The sequence below is a fragment of the Nonomuraea sp. NBC_00507 genome (genome assembly GCF_036013525.1).
Lineage (GTDB): Bacteria > Actinomycetota > Actinomycetes > Streptosporangiales > Streptosporangiaceae > Nonomuraea.
Window position 1 is genome coordinate 12139109 of the sequence record NZ_CP107853.1, and the last position, 16156, is coordinate 12155264.

Annotated in this window: 21 protein-coding genes and 1 pseudogene; 12 read left to right on the forward strand and 10 right to left on the reverse strand. The window is 68.5% G+C overall.

Annotated features, from left to right (window positions below; translation table 11 throughout):
* Nucleotides 1–8: 8 nt before the first annotated feature.
* The gene (locus tag OHA25_RS57325; protein WP_327585178.1) at nucleotides 9–764 is read left to right on the forward strand and encodes a (2Fe-2S)-binding protein; all 756 of its coding nucleotides are present in this window, start codon (nucleotides 9–11) and stop codon (nucleotides 762–764) included.
* A 109-nt stretch (nucleotides 765–873) separates the two neighbouring features.
* Here OHA25_RS57325 and OHA25_RS57330 read toward each other — a convergent pair whose 3' ends face one another.
* The 3 genes from OHA25_RS57330 to OHA25_RS57340 form a co-directional block, all read right to left on the reverse strand.
* Nucleotides 874–1482 carry a DUF305 domain-containing protein gene (locus OHA25_RS57330; protein ID WP_327585179.1) on the reverse strand — a complete coding sequence of 203 codons (609 nt, stop codon included), beginning with the start codon at nucleotides 1480–1482 and terminating at the stop codon, nucleotides 874–876.
* 78 nt (nucleotides 1483–1560) lie between these two features.
* Complete coding sequence (locus OHA25_RS57335; protein WP_327585180.1) at nucleotides 1561–1971, reverse strand: hypothetical protein; 411 nt, start codon at nucleotides 1969–1971, stop codon at nucleotides 1561–1563.
* Between the two features lie 153 nt (nucleotides 1972–2124).
* Nucleotides 2125–2334: a heavy-metal-associated domain-containing protein gene (locus OHA25_RS57340; protein WP_327585181.1), complete on the reverse strand. Its 210-nt coding sequence runs from the start codon at nucleotides 2332–2334 to the stop codon at nucleotides 2125–2127.
* A gap of 317 nt (nucleotides 2335–2651) precedes the next feature.
* On the opposite strand from OHA25_RS57340, the pseudogene OHA25_RS61745 reads away from it, so the two are divergent.
* Nucleotides 2652–2969: pseudogene (locus OHA25_RS61745) on the forward strand (FAD-dependent oxidoreductase); the annotation flags it as partial.
* Here OHA25_RS61745 and OHA25_RS57345 read toward each other — a convergent pair.
* Entirely contained in the window at nucleotides 2867–3121 is a 255-nt protein-coding gene (locus OHA25_RS57345; protein WP_327585182.1) for a hypothetical protein, read from the reverse strand. The pseudogene OHA25_RS61745 and the gene OHA25_RS57345 overlap by 103 nt on opposite strands.
* Between OHA25_RS57345 and OHA25_RS57350 the strand changes: the two genes are divergently transcribed.
* The 4 genes from OHA25_RS57350 to OHA25_RS57365 all read left to right on the forward strand — a co-directional run bounded on the left by OHA25_RS57350 (nucleotide 3122) and on the right by OHA25_RS57365 (nucleotide 5654).
* Entirely contained in the window at nucleotides 3122–3331 is a 210-nt protein-coding gene (locus tag OHA25_RS57350; RefSeq protein ID WP_327585183.1) for an oxidoreductase C-terminal domain-containing protein, read from the forward strand.
* 76 nt (nucleotides 3332–3407) lie between these two features.
* On the forward strand, nucleotides 3408–3782 hold the full coding sequence (locus OHA25_RS57355) for a BlaI/MecI/CopY family transcriptional regulator (RefSeq protein ID WP_327585184.1): 375 nt from the start codon (nucleotides 3408–3410) through the stop codon (nucleotides 3780–3782).
* Nucleotides 3779–4732: a M56 family metallopeptidase gene (locus tag OHA25_RS57360; protein ID WP_327585185.1), complete on the forward strand. Its 954-nt coding sequence runs from the start codon at nucleotides 3779–3781 to the stop codon at nucleotides 4730–4732. Before OHA25_RS57355 ends, OHA25_RS57360 begins: the two co-directional genes overlap by 4 nt.
* Before the next feature lie 43 nt (nucleotides 4733–4775).
* Nucleotides 4776–5654: a F510_1955 family glycosylhydrolase gene (locus OHA25_RS57365; protein WP_327585186.1), complete on the forward strand. Its 879-nt coding sequence runs from the start codon at nucleotides 4776–4778 to the stop codon at nucleotides 5652–5654.
* A gap of 57 nt (nucleotides 5655–5711) precedes the next feature.
* Here the strand turns inward: OHA25_RS57365 and OHA25_RS57370 are convergent, their stop codons facing one another.
* Nucleotides 5712–6284 carry a TetR/AcrR family transcriptional regulator gene (locus OHA25_RS57370; RefSeq protein ID WP_327585187.1) on the reverse strand — a complete coding sequence of 191 codons (573 nt, stop codon included), beginning with the start codon at nucleotides 6282–6284 and terminating at the stop codon, nucleotides 5712–5714.
* 107 nt (nucleotides 6285–6391) lie between these two features.
* Here OHA25_RS57370 and OHA25_RS57375 point away from each other — a divergent pair, with 107 nt between their 5' ends.
* Both OHA25_RS57375 and OHA25_RS57380 read left to right on the forward strand, forming a co-directional pair.
* Complete coding sequence (locus OHA25_RS57375; RefSeq protein ID WP_327585188.1) at nucleotides 6392–6571, forward strand: hypothetical protein; 180 nt, start codon at nucleotides 6392–6394, stop codon at nucleotides 6569–6571.
* A 5-nt stretch (nucleotides 6572–6576) separates the two neighbouring features.
* On the forward strand, nucleotides 6577–7098 hold the full coding sequence (locus OHA25_RS57380; RefSeq protein ID WP_327585189.1) for a hypothetical protein: 522 nt from the start codon (nucleotides 6577–6579) through the stop codon (nucleotides 7096–7098).
* On the opposite strand, the gene OHA25_RS57385 is transcribed toward OHA25_RS57380, so the two are convergent.
* The 5 genes from OHA25_RS57385 to OHA25_RS57405 all read right to left on the reverse strand — a co-directional run bounded on the left by OHA25_RS57385 (nucleotide 7052) and on the right by OHA25_RS57405 (nucleotide 11514).
* Nucleotides 7052–7567, reverse strand: a complete 516-nt coding sequence (locus OHA25_RS57385) for a MarC family protein (protein WP_327585190.1) — start codon at nucleotides 7565–7567, stop codon at nucleotides 7052–7054. The genes OHA25_RS57380 and OHA25_RS57385 overlap by 47 nt on opposite strands.
* Nucleotides 7568–7784: 217 nt before the next feature.
* The gene (locus OHA25_RS57390; RefSeq protein WP_327585191.1) at nucleotides 7785–10010 is read right to left on the reverse strand and encodes a heavy metal translocating P-type ATPase; all 2226 of its coding nucleotides are present in this window, start codon (nucleotides 10008–10010) and stop codon (nucleotides 7785–7787) included.
* A gap of 21 nt (nucleotides 10011–10031) precedes the next feature.
* The gene (locus OHA25_RS57395; RefSeq protein WP_327585192.1) at nucleotides 10032–11000 is read right to left on the reverse strand and encodes a hypothetical protein; all 969 of its coding nucleotides are present in this window, start codon (nucleotides 10998–11000) and stop codon (nucleotides 10032–10034) included.
* A complete protein-coding gene (locus OHA25_RS57400) occupies nucleotides 10997–11206 on the reverse strand; it encodes a heavy-metal-associated domain-containing protein (protein WP_327585193.1) in 210 nt (69 codons plus the stop codon). The genes OHA25_RS57395 and OHA25_RS57400 overlap by 4 nt, the downstream gene beginning before the upstream one ends.
* A 26-nt stretch (nucleotides 11207–11232) precedes the next feature.
* Nucleotides 11233–11514: a metal-sensitive transcriptional regulator gene (locus OHA25_RS57405; protein WP_327585194.1), complete on the reverse strand. Its 282-nt coding sequence runs from the start codon at nucleotides 11512–11514 to the stop codon at nucleotides 11233–11235.
* Between the two features lie 386 nt (nucleotides 11515–11900).
* Here OHA25_RS57405 and OHA25_RS57410 point away from each other — a divergent pair, with 386 nt between their 5' ends.
* From OHA25_RS57410 to OHA25_RS57425, 4 genes are all read left to right on the forward strand, one after another.
* On the forward strand, nucleotides 11901–13322 hold the full coding sequence (locus OHA25_RS57410) for an MFS transporter (protein WP_327585195.1): 1422 nt from the start codon (nucleotides 11901–11903) through the stop codon (nucleotides 13320–13322).
* Nucleotides 13323–13574: 252 nt separating this feature from the next.
* Entirely contained in the window at nucleotides 13575–14519 is a 945-nt protein-coding gene (locus tag OHA25_RS57415; protein ID WP_327585196.1) for an NlpC/P60 family protein, read from the forward strand.
* Nucleotides 14520–14717: 198 nt separating this feature from the next.
* A complete protein-coding gene (locus OHA25_RS57420; RefSeq protein WP_327585197.1) occupies nucleotides 14718–15128 on the forward strand; it encodes a BlaI/MecI/CopY family transcriptional regulator in 411 nt (136 codons plus the stop codon).
* On the forward strand, nucleotides 15104–16021 hold the full coding sequence (locus OHA25_RS57425; RefSeq protein ID WP_327585198.1) for a M56 family metallopeptidase: 918 nt from the start codon (nucleotides 15104–15106) through the stop codon (nucleotides 16019–16021). The genes OHA25_RS57420 and OHA25_RS57425 overlap by 25 nt, the downstream gene beginning before the upstream one ends.
* Nucleotides 16022–16156: the final 135 nt, after the last annotated feature.

Below are 16156 nucleotides of genomic sequence, written 5' to 3' on the forward strand. Positions count from 1 at the left end.
CGGACAGAGTGACGGACGTCTTCGCACGCCTGGAATCCTTCGGCGACCGCTTCCGCCTCCAGCGCGGTATCGCGCCGGGAAAGGATTGGATCGCCTGCGACCGGCTGCTGGATCCGTGGTCCGGCGAGCTGAAACAAGTGCTCGACGCCGAGCGACGGGCCAGCGGCCAGGTCTCCGATCACGCGACCGCACTGACCGTGATGGCGGTGTACGCGGGCACCGTGACCGCAGCCGCCGTGCTGGCCTGGGCCGTCGACGGCGTGGTGATCGACATGCGACCGCACAACGTCGCCATCCGGCTCTCCCCGCATCACGGCTTCGAGGGCGTCGGGCTGCGCGAACCCACCGTCACCGAGGCGCCCGTGGAGACCCTGGTCACGTGGGTGCTGGACGACCATCTGCTCCCCCTCGCCCAGGCCATGCACGTCCGCACCCGAGCCGGGTTGCGCCAGCTCTACGGCGGCGTGGCCCACGGCTGCGCGGCCGCCTTCTGTATCGCGAGCCGGCGCGGCGGCGACGTCGACCAACTGGAGAGCGCCTACCAGACCTTTCTGGCCGCCGCCACCGGCGGGCTCGACCGCCTCGGCGAGGTGATCCGGCTCACGGAAGGTGGCCGGGAAGGACTCTTCTACCTGCGCAACACCTGCTGCCTCTACTACACCTCGGCGGAGAAGGTGAAGTGCTCCAGCTGCTGCCTGGACACCGTCGAAGACCGCGTGGCGAACTACCGGCGGGTGCTCGCTGACGGTGTAGTCCCACATTGATGGGCAGGGGGATCAATATCCGAGCCCTGCCCATCACACCCGGCAAACTGCTGTAGCAACGCATCTGCGTCCCCGCCCGGGCGCTGGTCGCGCCCGGGCGGGTCAGACATCAGAGCCGATCAAGGATCTTCTGAAGTCGCTCCACCTCGGCTTGCTGAGCGGTCTCGATGGTCTTGGCCAGTTCCTTGGCCTCCGGGTTCGAGCCGTCGGTCTGCTCGGTGCGGGCCATCTCTATCGCTCCGTTGTGGTGGGCGATCATCTGCTGGGCGAACAGCTTGTCGAACTCCGTACCCTTGGCCGCGTCGAGCTTCTTCATCTCCTCCTCGGACATGACACCCGGCATCTCATGGCCCATGCCACCCTCGGGCGCGGCCTTGCCCCACCCGGTCAGCCAGGCCTTCATGGTCTGGATCTCCGGGTCCTGAGCAGCCTTGATCTTGACGGCGAGCTCCTTGATCTCCGGATCGCTCGCCCGCGTCGCCGCGAGGTCGGCCATCTCGACCGCTTGCTCGTGATGCGGGATCATCATCTGCGCGAACGTGACGTCCGCGTCGTTGAAGGCGGCGGACGGCGAAGCGCTGGCGGTGGTGGCGGCAGGCGCGCTGCTGCTGCTCATCCCCTCATGTCCCGCCATGGAGTCGCCGTTACTCCCGCAGGCGGTCAGCAGAGCGAGGGCACCCGCGGCAACGGCGAAGGACAGCTTGCGGTTGATACGCATAGTCGTTTGATCTCTCGATGTTGTCGGAACTTTCGGCCTGTCGCGGACGGCCTCAGAGCTCGTCCGCAGGTCATCGGCCTATATGCGCAATATCGAGAGACTGGCCAGATTCACGGACGTGGGCTTCGGCGGAGGGCGGGCCACCCGCTGCACCGATGGCAGCACCCCACTGCTGTCCCCGAGTCGTCGCCGCGCTCGGATCCAGGCAGCGATCAACAACACGACCATGAGCGAGGACAGGATGGCCAGGCACACGCTGGTCGGGTCGAGTCCAGGCATCTTCTGCTCGGGAACGAATGCCTGCAGTCCCGCTGGAACGGTGAGAGGGGGCTCTTGAGCGACGCCCATGCCGTGGGCATCCGGCGGCGAGCCAGCGTGCCGGCCGTCCACGTGTCCCAGGGTGTGCATGCCGCCCACGCCTAGGGCGAGGGCGACGAGCAGGAGACCGCGCGCGACCCGCAACGCGAGGCGTCGCCGCACGACTCCCATCAGCCCCTCCTCTGGTGATCGGCGTATTCCAAATCCCATAGTACTAACGAGTCTCGTAGTACTGGCCGAAGCCGGCCGGGTGCCGTCATGGGAAGGTACGGCCCCCGACCGGCCACCGTTCACCAATGGAAGCCGCTTCCACCGGGCGTCAGGTCAGGCGGAGGTCAGCTCGTAGCCCGCCTCCTCGACAGCGTCGCGGACAAGCGCCTCGCCAATGGGCGCGTCCCCCGTCACGATCACCTTGCCGGTGGCGAGGTCCACATCCACGGCCGTCACGCCAGCGATCTTGCCGACCTCGGACTTGACACTGCCGACGCAGTGGCCACAGGTCATTCCGCTCACAGTGTACGTAGCGCTGGTCATCTCAACCTCCTCAGTTAATACCCCCGACGGGTATTCGTCCGCCTGCACGATACGCCAGCAATGCCGCCCGAACAACCATAACCCCCTAGGGGTATATGAGAGGTAAATCACGCCAAGTCCTATACCCCGCATGAGTATTCTCCTCCGCATGAGAGAGCTGAATGTAATCGCGGTCGTCGGAGCGTCCCTGGCCGGTCTGCGCGCCGTCCAGGCACTGCGACGAGAGGGCTCCGACGGAACCATCATGCTGATCGGCGGGGAAAGGCATCTCCCCTACAACCGCCCGCCCCCGACGCCTTCCCGAGCACCCGGAAGGCGTGCACACTCTGCGCACGATCGAAGATTCCCTGGCTCTGCGTGCCGAACTGGCCACTGGCCCCGGCAACGTGGTGGTCATCGGCGGCGGGTTCATCGGCTGGGAGGTCGCCTCGACCGCCCGCTCCCTCGGCCTGCCGGTCACCCTCTTGGACGCGTCCCCGTACCCGATGGAGAGGGTCCTGGGCACAGAGGCGGCGCGCTGGCTCGCAGGCCATCACCGGAACAACGGCGTCGACCTGGTGAGCGAGGCCCGCGTGACCGGATTCGACGGAACCGGACGGGTGACAGGGATACGGCTGAGCAACGGCCGCACGCTGCCCGCCGATCTGGTGGTCGCGGGCATGGGCGTGGTGCCGAACACCGACTGGCTGGAGGGCAGCACGACCAGGGCGCCGTCACGGCGCTCAACCTGCTGGCCGGACCCGAGAACGCCAAGCCGTTCGCCGACCTCCCATCCTTCGCCACCCATGTGCACGGGGCCCGCGTCCAGATCGCCGGCCTGCCGCACCTTGCCGACCCCAGCCGCGTCGTCGCCGGATCGCCGGAGGAGAACCGCTTCACGGTGGCCTTCGCCAGAGATGGTTTGCTCGTCGGCGGGGTCGCGGTGAACGCCCCAAAGGACCTGATCCGCGTCAAGCGCGCCATCGTGGCCGGCGACCGCCTGGACACCCTGGCATAGCGCGAATGCACGCCTACCCGCTTGTCTACGACCGCCGGTAGCATCAAACGAACGGCGGGGTAGAGGGGACTGGTAGATGGTGCGTGGTCTAGGGGAGCTCGAATCCGCGATCATGGATCGCATGTGGGCCATCAACGCGCCCGCCTCGGTCAGGGACGTCCTGGAGCACCTGCGGAAGAACCGCGCCTTGGCCTACACGACGGTGATGACCGTGATGGACAAGCTCCACACCAAGGGCCTGCTCAAGCGCAAGCCGGTCGGCCGGGCGTACATCTACGAGGCGGTGTCGTCGAAGGAGGCCTACACCGCCGACGTGATGCGCGAATCCCTGGCCAAGAGCGGCAACAGGGCGGCCACGTTCGTGCACTTCCTCGAACGACTTACCCCTGACGAGGCCAGCGCCTTGGAAGCGGCGCTCCAGGTGTACCCGCCGAGGGGACGCAGCTCGTGACGGTGGCGATCGCCCTCGCGGCGTACGCCGCTTTCGCCGCGGTGGCACTGCCGCGGCTGCTGCGGCGGGCCGCTTGGACCGACCGAGCGCCCCGGCTGGCCATCGCCATGTGGCAGGCGGCGGGCGCCTCGGTGGTGGTCTCGGTGCTGCTGTCAGCGTTCGCCATCGCCGTCCCCGCCTCCGTGGTGGGGCACGGCCTGGCCGCGCTGTTCGAGGCCTGCGCGGCCCTGCTGGGCCACGGAGCGACATTGAGCACGACGAGCGCCCGGATCGGCCTCCTCATCGGTGGACTGGTCCTGGCGCGGCTGGCCTATGCCGGTGGAGCCGTCCTGCTGAGCACGCGCCGCGGACGCCGACGGCATGCCGAGGCGCTCGCCCTGCTCGGCAGGCACGATCACGACCTCGGCGCGCTCGTCGTCGACTACAAGGAGCGCCTGGCGTACTGCCTGCCCGGCCGGAAGGGGCACGCCGTCATCACCACCGGGGCGCTGCGCTCGCTGGCGCCGGAGCAGGTCACCGCCGTGCTCGCCCATGAGCAGGCACACCTGCGCGGGCACCACCACCTGGTGCTGGCCGCCGCCGAGGCCCTGGCGCGGGCGTTTCCCCGCATCCCGCTGTTCGATCAGGCGCGGGCAGAGATCGCCCGCCTGGTCGAACTGCTGGCCGACGATGAGGCCGCACGCCATCACCCGCGCATCCACATCGCGGCGGCCCTGGTCCGGTTGGCGACGGGACGAGTTCCCGCATTCGCGCTGGGCGCGGGCGGGGAAACGGCGCTCATCCGCGTGCGCCGGATGTTGCATCCGCAGGCGCCGCTCGAATGGCGCGAACGCCTCTCGGGGCTCTTGGCGGTGACAGCGCTGCTCGCCGGTCCCACCGCCCTGGCCGCAGCCCCGGGTCTGGGCGCCTTTCTCGCCCACCACTGCCATTCCTTCCTCATCACGCTTTGATCTTCTACGAAGGGCGATAGTAGCGGGTAGTAGACTCGCGCCCATGAGGTGTGTGAGTCGGCGGCTGCGCACAAGCGCCGCAGGCGTGGCGCTTGTGGCGGCCCTGGCGGGCTGTGGTCAAGCGGCGCCGGAGCACGACGGGCAGGCCGACCCCGAACCGGGTGTGGGCCATGTCCACGGACTCGGCCTCGATCTCGCTGACGGCAGCCTTTACGTCGCGGGACACCACGGACTGTTCAAAATCACGTCTCCGACGACGATCGCCCGGGTCGCCGACCGCGACCAGGACCACATGGGCTTCACCATCGCCGGCCCGAAGACCTTCCTAGCCAGCGGGCACCCTTCCGCCGAGGACGTCTCGCCGGAACGCCCACCGCACCTCGGCCTTATCAAGTCGACGGACGCGGGTGTCACCTGGAAGGTGATCTCGGCGGACGGCTCCGCGGACTTCCACTCCATCCAGCCGGCCGGCGACAACCTGTACGCCTTCGACAGCCAGACCTCGAAGGTCTGGCGAAGCTTCGACGGCGGCGCCACCTGGACGCAGGGCACTGAGGAGAAGGTGATCGACCTCGGGGCCGGCGCCGAACAGCCCTCGCGCATCTACGCCACCACACCAGACGGGCTGAAGGTGAGCGAGGACGGCGGCGTGAACTTCACCGACGTGGCGAAGGCACCCCTGCTCAGCCATGTGGACGTGCTCCGCGGCGAGGTACTGGTTGGGGCCGGAGCCGACAGGAAGATCCACACCAGCCAGGACGGCGGCAAGAGCTGGTCGGCCGTCGGCGAGCTCCCTGGCCAGGCGGCCGCGTTCACGGCCGTGAACCGGCAGCGCCTGCTGGCCGCCATGGAGGACGGGACGGTCCTGGATTCCAAGGACGGCGGCAAGACCTTCACCACGGCTTTCGCCCCTACCGGCTGAGCGCCGCCGTCAGACGGCCAGACTGCGATGCCGCCCGCCTGCCGGCCGCCGCCTGGGCTACCTCAGCAACCCAGTCAGGATGACCTTGACGAGTCGGTGGGTGGCGGCCTCGGACGGCAGTTCACCGGCCGCCGATACGGCGTGGAGGCAGTAGGTTGCGAGCTCGTCCGGCGCGACGTCATCGCGGAACACCCCGCTCCGCACGCCCTCCGCCAAGATGTCCCGGATCATGTCGTGGAGCTGTCGCTGTGCTCGTGCAACCTGCTTGTCGCGGTGCAGGTGCGCCATGAGCGCACCATCGCCGTGCCCCCGGGACCGCTGGGTGATGTGCGCGTACGCCTCCAGCACGGCTTGCAGCCGCGTGTCAGGGCCGCCAGCCTGGTCGCGGACACGAGCGAGTTGTCCGAGATGAGCGGTGATCTGCCGCTCGTGCCAGGCCAGCAGGATCGTTTCGACGTCCGGGAAGTACTTGTAGAGGGTCGCGCGCCCGATCCCGACCTGCTCCGCGATCTGGGACATCGTGACCGACCGCAGCCCGTGCTCGGCCACGAGTGCCGAAGTGCGGTCGAGGATCGCATCACGTACATCACGGCGATGCGCCTCGATCGTCTCATTCCACAGCCTGGGCATGCTTTGAGCATACGACACGAAAGGATCAATACACAAAGTATTGATATAGACAGAGTGTTTTGTAAACATAGGCCTACGCAGGCCGACAATCCATGGAGGACAGCCATATGGCTGATGAACGCGACCGCGCCGACAGCGATGTCGGCATGCCACGCTGGGTGAAGGTGACGGGGATCATCGCCGCCGTTCTGGTCCTGCTCTTCGTCGTCCTGCTGCTCACGGGTGAGCACGGGCCCGATCGCCACTCGGCTGCGACGTCGGCGGTCGCAAAACTCGTCACCTCATGAGGACCATGGCGCCCCCGCTCCGCAAACTGGTCCTCACCACCCACATCACCTCGTCGGTGGGCTGGCTCGGCGCCGTCCTCGCCTTCCTGGCCCTGGCTGTCATCGGCTTGACCAGTCAGGACGATCAGGCCGTACGAGCCGTCTACCTGGTGATGGAGCCGGCCGCCTGGTACGCCCTCATCCCGCTGGCCGTCGCCTCGCTGCTCACCGGCCTCGTCCAGTCCCTGGGAACCACGTGGGGCCTGTTCCGGCACTACTGGGTCATCTTCAAGCTCCTGATCAACGTCGGCGCCATCGTCGTCCTGCTGATGTACACCGAGACGCTCGGCTATCTGGCAGGCCTCGCAGCAGCACCGGACACCGACCTGGGCCTGCTGCGAAACCCCTCCGTCCTCATCCACACCGTGCTCGCCCTGATGCTGCTGCTAGCGGCCACCGTGCTGGCGGTGTACAAGCCGCGCGGCCGCACACGGTACGCGCTCAGGACACGCCCCACCGCATCCAGAACTGCAGCGCCCCAGCGATGAGCTGAACAGCGATCGCCGCAGCCAGAGCCAGCACGACGGCCGCCACGGCCGGAGCACTGTCGGCCTGCTCCACGTAGAGCATGGTCGCTGCGATCGCACCCGGTCCGGCCAGCATCGGCGTACCGAGCGGGACGAACGCCACCGCGCCGCTCTCAGCGTCGGCGCGTTTCCGCGCGCAATCCGCTTTGAGGAGGTCGGGCGCGATCAGCGCCAGCAGCGCACCGCCGGCGATCTGCAAGGCTTGGAGCGAGATGCCCAAGGCGTCGAGCAGATGGTTTCCGGCGACGGCGAAGACCGCCACGATCCCCGCGGCCACCAGCACCGAGACGCGGGCCGTCCGCCGTTGGGCCGACGGGCTCTGGAGCCGCGTCAGCGTCAGGAACACCGGAATCGCGGCGAGCGGATCGAAGATGACGAGCAACGTGACGAAAGCCTGCACGAAAAGGCTGGAAGACATGGTGCGCCCCACGGGTGACCGGATTGGCCCCGTCCACCTGCGGGAGCGCTAGACGGACGGGCTGGGCCTGGTGACCGTGGGGTGGCAGGGCACCGTCCAGCGCAGCCACACGGCACTGCTGTCGTTCATGACCCATACCTCCTAGGCCGCCTTAACCCGGCGCTCTTTTCGCCTATTCCAAAGGGATGGCTCCGTCGCCGATCGGCGACGGAGCCCATTCCGAGTCGTTCTACTTGAAGCGGCGGAGCCGCAGGCTGTTGCTGACCACGAAGACGCTGGAGAACGCCATCGCGGCCCCTGCGATCATCGGGTTGAGCAGGCCGAGAGCGGCCAGTGGTAGGGCGGCCACGTTGTAGGCAAACGCCCAGAACAGGTTGCCCTTGATCGTGCTGAGCGTCCTGCGCGACAGCCGGATGGCGTCGGCGGCCACCCGCAGGTCGCCTCTGACCAGGGTCAGGTCGGAGGCCTCGATGGCGGCGTCGGTGCCGGTGCCCATCGCCAGCCCCAGGTCGGCCTGGGCCAGCGCGGCGGCGTCGTTGACGCCGTCGCCCACCATGGCCACGACCTTGCCCTCGTTCTGCAGTTCCTTGACGACGTCGACCTTGTCGGCGGGCAGCACCTCGGCGATGACCTCGTCGATGCCAACCTCGGCCGCCACCGCCTTGGCCACGGCCTCGTTGTCCCCGGTCAGAAGGACCGGGGTCAGGCCCAGCTTCCGCAACTGTGCGATGGCCTCGGCGCTGGTCGGCTTGACCACGTCGGCCACCACGAGCACCGCCCGCGCCTGACCGTCCCAGCCCACCGCGACCGCCGTGCGGCCGGCGGCCTGGGCGGCGTGCAGCGCCCGCTCCAGGTCGGGAGTGAGGTGCTGCGACCACTCCTCCAGTAGCCGGGGCCGGCCCACCAGGACGGCGTGCCCGTCGACGATGCCCTGCACGCCCAGCCCTTCGACGTTGGCGAAGTCCTCCGGCGAAGGGAGATCGCCGACGCGGGCGGCGGCGCCCTTGGCGACCGCCTGGGCGATCGGGTGCTCGGAGGCGTGCTCCAGCGCGCCCGCCAGGCGCAGCACCTCCTCCTCGCTCTCGCCTTCGGCCACGTGCACGTCAACCAGGGTCATCTTGCCCTCGGTGACTGTGCCGGTCTTGTCCAGCACCACGGTGTCGATCCGGCGGGTCGACTCCAGCACCTCCGGCCCCTTGATCAGAATGCCCAGCTGAGCACCCCGGCCGGTGCCGACCAGCAACGCGGTCGGCGTGGCCAGGCCGAGCGCGCACGGGCAGGCGATGATCAGCACCGCGACCGCCGCGGTGAACGCCGCGCCCACGCCGTCGCCCGTGCCGAGCCAGAAGCCGAGCGTGCCGAGAGCCAGCGCGATCACGATCGGCACGAAGATGCCCGAGATGCGGTCGGCCAGGCGCTGCACCTGGGCCTTTCCGGTCTGGGCGTCCTCGACCAGCTTGGCCATCTGGGCGAGCTGGGTGTCGGCGCCGACGCGGGTGGCGCGGACGATCAGTCGGCCGCCCGCGTTCACCGTCGCACCGGTCACCCCATCGCCAGGCTTGACCTCGACAGGCACGGACTCACCGGTCAGCATCGAGGCGTCCACCGCCGAGCTGCCCTCTTCGATCACGCCGTCGGTGGCGATCTTCTCGCCGGGACGGACGATGAACCGGTCGCCCACCGTGAGCTGCTCGACCGGCAGGCGCCGACCGTCGGCCAGCTCCACCTCCTTGGCACCCAGTTCCAGCAGGGCCCGCAATGCGGCCCCGGCCCGCCGCTTGGAGCGGGCCTCGAAGTAGCGTCCGGCCAGGATGAAGGCCGTCACCCCCGCCGCGGCCTCCAGGTAGATGTTGCCGGAGCCGTCGGTGCGCTCGACGGTGAACGCGAACGGGTGCGTCATCCCGGGGGTGCCTGCCGTGCCGAAGAACAGCGCCCACAGCGACCAGCCCAGAGCGGCGATGGTGCCGATCGAGATCAGCGTGTCCATCGTCGCGGCGCCGTGCCGCAGGTTGGTCCAGGCGGCCTTGTGGAACGGCCAGCCCGCGTACACCACCACCGGCGCCGCCAAGGTCAGTGACAGCCACTGCCAGTTCGTGAACTGCAACGGCGGGATCATCGCCATCGCGATCACCGGCACCGCCAGCACAATGGAGGTGATGAGGCGGTTACGCAGCGGCTGGAGCTCGTCCTCCGGCTCCTGCTCGGCCGATTCCGCCTGGGGCGGGGCGGGCAGGGCGGCGGTGTAGCCGACCTTCTCCACCTCGGCGATCAGCTGCTGCGCATCGACGCTCTCGGGGAAGGTGACCTTCGCCTTCTCCGTCGCGTAGTTGACCGTCGCGGTCACGCCGTCCAGCTTGTTGAGCTTGCGTTCGATGCGGTTGGCGCAGGATGCGCAGGTCATGCCGCCGATCGAGAGCTCGACCGCGTTGGTCCGGTCATCGGTGAGGGAGGACATCACCGTTCTCCTTTCTCTCGCTCAGTGGCTGTGACCGTCGTCGCTGTGCCCAGAGGATGTGGGCGTGGGAGTCGGGATCGCCGGCCGCTGGCCCGCGCCGAGCGTGAAGTCGGCCGTGCGGACCTTGCCGTCGTGCTGGAAGTCCAGGAAGAGCCGGTAGTCACCGACACTGGGCACCTCGGCATAGAAGACGATCTCGGGTCCAGCCGGGGTCTTGCCGTCGCCGGGCTCGCCGTCCGGGTGAACGTGCAGGTAGGCCAGGTCCCTGGCGCGCAGGGCCACCAGATGGCCGTAGGCGCCGAGGTAGGGCTGCAGGTCCGTCACGGGCTTGCCGTCCTTGCTGACCTTGAGGGTGAGCTTGCTGGATTGCCCAGGTGTCAGGTCGCCGTCGAGGGTGACGGTGTAGCCGTCCACTTCCGCCGTCCGGCTGACCTCGGGCAGGGCTTTGGGTGCGTAATCGCCGTTGACCAGCAGGTCTGTGCCGAGCGTCAGGCCGCTCCCGCCCGTGGGGACGAAGTCGGCGAAGACGCGATAGGCGCCTGGGCCGTCCAGCGTGAGTTTCACCGACCAGATGCCATCGGGTGTCATCTCGGGGTGCAGGTGCTGGAAGCTGCCCAAATCCCGGGAGACCACAATCAAATGCAGCTTCTTATCGTGCTCAACCTTGTAGTCGGTGACCGGCTTGCCGTCCGGACCGGTCACGGTGAAACGGAAGTCCGTCGGCTCGCCGGCCTTGATGGTGGTCAATGGGCTGAGGGTATAGCCGTTCTCGGACACTTGGAGCCCCCCAGGGGTATCGCTCTTCGCCTGCTCGGTGGCGTGCTCCCCGTGTCCCGCGCTCGCCGTCGGCGTCGCCATGGCCGTCATCGCGGCGTGGTCCTCGGCCTGGGGCGTCCCGACCGGCCCCACCACCTTGCCCACGCCCAGGGCGCCGCCGAAGACGACGGCGAGCCCCAGGACGTAGGAACCGAGCTTGACTGCGGTGTTCACGGGTTCGCCACCTCATATCCGGCCTCCTCGACCGCGGCGACGATCTTCGCCGGGTCGACGGGGGCGTCACTGTCCACGGTCAGCAGGCCGGTGGCCAGGTCCACCTCGACGTTGGTCACGCCGGCCACTTCGCTGACCTCTTCCTTGACCGAGCTGACGCAGTGGCCGCAGGTCATGCCCTTGACGGTGTAGGTGGCGGTGCTCATAGCGATCTCTCCTTCGATCAATGCGGTCAGGAACGGACAAGTCTGGCGATGGCGTCGGAGGCTTCCTTGACCTTTGCGTCGGCCTCCGGGCCGCCCTTCTTCGTGGCCTCGGCCACGCAGTGGGCAAGGTGCTCTTCGAGCAACGACAGGGAGAACGACTTCAGCGCGCTCGTGGCCGCCGACACCTGGGTCAGGATGTCGATGCAGTATTTGTCCTCGTCGACCATGCGCTGCAGGCCACGGATCTGCCCCTCGATGCGACGCAGCCTCATCGCCTGCTCATGCTTGCTATCGCTGTATCCGGCCATGTCAGTCCTCCATCGGGTTCGTTGCCCGTAACAACACCATACCCCCCTACCGTATTTCCGGCAACCCGAGGAGCGCACCTCTGCGACGCTGGGCGCCCTGCTGCCGACACTGCAGGCCCGATTCCCGTTGGGACCGGGACCGCCGGCGACCCTGATCGCCACGGCCTCTCCCGTCGCGTCGTCGCTCACCCAGCCCTTCTTCGGCGCAATGGCGAAAGATCGCAGCCTGCGGCTTGCCAGAGCGCCGGACACACCGGCGAGAAGCCGATCAGACTTGACATATACCCCCTAGTGGTATTGATTAGCCGTCGCCGCCTATACCCCTAGCAGGTATACGAGGCATGACGGATACCCTACCCCGGTATGGACAATCGAGGAGATCACCCATGTCCGCACCATCCCCCCGGCGCTGGACCGCCCTGGCCCTGATCGCCACCGCCCAGTTCATGGTCATCATGGACACGTCGATCATCGGCGTGGCCCTCCCCCGCATCCAGGAAGACCTCGGCTTCTCCCAGGAGAACCTGTCGTGGGTGTTCAACGCCTACGTTGTCGCCTTCGGCGGGCTGCTCCTGCTCGGCGGCCGCCTGTCCGACCTGTTGGGCGCCCGCCGCCTCTTCGGGGCGGGATGGCTCATCCTGCTCGCCGGCTCGCTGGTGGCCGGCATCGCCCCTGAGGTCTGGGTGGAGCTCACCGGCCGCGCCGTACAAGGCGTCGGCGCCGCCCTGATCGCCCCGTCCGCCCTCACCCTCCTGATGATGCTGTTCGGCCACGACCCCAAGGAGCTCACCAAGGCCCTGGCCCTGTACGGCGCGGCCGCACCGGCCGGCGGCACCGCCGGAGTCTTCCTCGGCGGCGTCATCACCGAATACCTCAGCTGGCCCTGGGTCTTCTACATCAACATCCCCATCGCACTCGTCGCGCTGCTGGCCACCGGCCCGCTGATGCCCGCCGCCCGGCCCCAGCGCGGCTCCGTCGACATCACGGGCGCACTGACCGTCACCCTCGGCCTCGGCGCCGCCGTCTACGCCATCGTCCGCGCACCGGAGATCGGCTGGGGCTCCGCGCAGACCTGGCTCGCACTGGCCGGCGCCGTGGTGCTGCTCGGGGCGTTCATCGCCATCCAAGCCCGCCGCCGCCAGCCACTCATGCGCCTGTCCATCTTCCGCACCCCGAACCTCGCCGCCGCCAACCTCACCCAGCTGCTGCTCGGGGGCGCATGGATCCCGATGTGGTTCTTCCTCAACCTCTACCTGCAGCAGGTCCTCGGCTACAGCGCCTTCCCCAGCGGCGCCGCTCTGCTGCCGATGACCGTCCTCATCATGATCGGCATGATCGTCCTGGCGCCCCGGGCCATCAACCGGTTCGGCCCCAAGGCCACGACCGTCACCGGCCTGGCCCTGCTCGCCGCCGGCATGGCCTGGCTCGCACTGATCAGCCCGGACGGCAGCTTCGCCGCCGACGTCCTGCCCGCCAGCCTGGTGGCCGCCCTCGGCATGTCGCTGGCCTTCATCCCCTCCCTCGGCACCGCCATCTCCTCCGCCCGGCCCGAGGAAGGCGGCCTGGCCTCCGGCATCGTCAACACCAGCTACCAGGTCGGCTCCGCGCTCGGCCTGGCCGCCATGACCGCGGTCGCCGCCGCCAACGGCGCCGCACAGCTCGGCAACCTGCCCGCCCTGACCAGCGGATTCTCCGCCGCGTTCGTCGGAGCCGCCGGCATCGCCCTGGTGGGTGCGCTGCTCGCCGCAGCGACCCTGCGCTCCCCCACGTCCGTGCCCGCCGACGAGGTCGCGGCCTCGCGCGGCTGACCCTCCCCTCACGGCGTGCCCCCGGCTCCGGCGCTCTGCGGAACCGGGGGCACGCCGCCGACCATCGCGCCGCCGGTCAGCCGTTATCCGCCTCGCCGTAGGGCAGGACCGGCCGGTGCTATCGCACGTAGTAGGCATCGGACCTGCGAATTGCCGCTGTTGAGGCCAATCACCCCTCGCACTTCTGTAGCATTTCGCCCCATATCAGGAGATTTACGAGGAGGCGTCGTAGTGCTGACCAGGCTTGGGCGAATGGCATTGACCGCAGCGCTGGCCTTGATCGCACTGACCTCGAACGCTCAAGCGGACCCGTCTCCCGCCAAGGCCAGGGCCAAGCTGGTCAAGCTGAACGAGCAGGCCGACCAGCTCGTCGAGCGCTACAACCAGGCCACGGAGACCTACAAGAAGGCCAAGAACAAGTACGACGCCGTCAACGCCGAATTCCGCCGCACGGGCGCGCGGGCCGACGCCCTGCGCAGGGACGTCGTCACGGTGGCGGTCAACGACTACCAGATCGGCCCTTCCACGGGCTGGCAGCGGTTCGTCGCCCAGGGCAGCCCCGAGCAGATCCTCGCCGGGATAGCCACCCTCCAGCAGATCTCCCAGGACAGAGCGGAAAAGGTGCAGGCCTTCGACGCGACGACCAGGGAACTGCGCGAACGGCGCCAAGAGGCCCAGAAGACTTTGGCGGAGGCCGAAACCGCGCGCGCCAAGGCAGGCGACGAGAAGGCCAAGGTCGACAAGATGGTCGCCGAACAGACCAAGCTCCTGCGCAGGCTGGGCGCCTTCCAAGCCGGCGACCCCAACAGCCCGGGCATCGAATACACCGGCCCCGCCTCCGGCAACACCCGCCTGGCGCTCGAGTTCGCCTTCGCCCAGGTCGGCAAGCCCTACCGGTACGGCGGCACGGGTCCCGAATCCTACGACTGCTCCGGCCTCACCCAAGCCGCCTGGCGCAAGGCCGGAGTCGAGCTCCCCCGCACCACCTGGACCCAGTGGAGCTGGGGCGCCGACCGTCGCGTCCCCCTGGACAAGCTGGAGCCCGGGGATCTGCTGTTCAGCAAAGGGTTGGGCCACATGGGCATGTACGCCGGCAACGGCAAAATGGTCCACGCGCCACAAACCGGAGACATCATCAAGGTGGTCGACCTCGACGACTACTGGCGCAACCGCCTACTCGGCGCAGTCCGCCCGTAACAGTGCGGGCGACCATATGACCGACCTACGACGCCGTTCGGCGGCGTAGGTCGGTATCGGGGCTGGTTGGCCCCGCGCGTACATATGACTGCGAGCACCACCGGGGAACCGTTTGGGGGCTTGAGGCGGGTTTCGATACGGTTTGCGGGTTGTAGCCACATGCCATGGTGGCAAGCTCCGGAGAATTGGAGACGCCGGATGGGGGAGTTCGGGCCGCTGGAGCAGGCGGTCATGGAGTGCCTGTGGGCGGCGAGCCGGCCGCTGCTGATCCGCGACGTTCTGGAGCAGGTCAATCATGGACGGGAACGGCCACTCGCCTACACGACGGTTCAGACGGTCGCCGATCGGCTCGCTCGCAAGGCTCTGGTCACGCGCAGCCGGGTCGGCACAGCGATCGCCTACGCGCCCACGCGGTCGCGCGAGGAGCATGTCGTCGCCGTGATGCTGGACGCGCTGTCGGACCTTCCGGATCACGGTCCCGTCCTGGCCAGATTCGCCGAGAGCGTCGACTCGGAGGACGCCCAGAGGCTCCTCGACGCGCTGGCCGACCGGGGCGCGAGCGGCCCGGCGCGGAGTGAGGGGCCATGGCCGGAAACATCGCGGGACTGATCGTCCTCGCTTTTCTGACGACCCACCTCGCCGGCCCGATGGTCACACGCGCGGGGTGGCTGCGCCGCCATGCCGGCCTCGCCGTGGTGGTGTGGGCCGGTGTCGTGGCGAGTGTGGTCGTCGTGCTCCTGGCGCTGATGGCCTCCGTGCTCGCCTGGCCGCCCGGGCCGGTGCATTCCTGGGTCGAGCACCTTCGTTCCTGCCTGCCGGGACACACGCACAGCGGAGAACTGACCACGATGGCGCTCGCCCTCGTGTCCGGCGGGGTGCTGTTGCGGGCGCTGTACGTCGGCGCGGCTCGCGTGCGCCGCACGACCATCGAGAGGCGACGGCACCACGACATGGTACGGCTGGTCGCGAGGTATCCGGACGACCCGGACGACGTCTGCCTGATTGAACATCCCGCACCGGTCGTCTACTGCCTGCCGCGACGTTCCCGGCCGATCGTGATGACCACCGGCGCCTTGGAACGGCTGGACGCCGACCAGCTGAGTGCGGTGCTGGAGCACGAACGCACCCACCTACGGCGTAGGCACCACCTCCTGCTCGCACTGGTCGACGCGGTCCAGGCGGCGCTGCCGTGGTCGGCGACCATCCGGCACGCACGGAGCGAGCTGTCCCGGCTGGTGGAGATGGTGGCCGACGATGCGGCCGCACACCGCTACGGCCGCGCCCCGGTGATCGGCGCGCTCCGCCGGCTCGAACTCGGCTCCGGCCCACCAGGTGGCTTGGCCGCCACCGGCGAGTCCCGGCAGTTGCTTGACCAGAGGATCGCCCGTCTCGAATCGGAAGAATCGCCGGGCAGGCTCAGCGCGGGAGCCGCGATCGCGCTGGCGCTCTCCCCGCCCTTCGCCCTCGTCGTTGTTGCGGTGGGATTACAGCTTTCGTGTTGATAAGTACGCATTTAACACCAAAGCAGGGCAATTCCCACCTGTAGCTGTAAGTCTCCTACGAAATGTAGGAGAACCTCTTCCGGACTGCCGGTATCGGCCCTTATGTTCCCCGTATTGCCATCCTCTGCCACCACT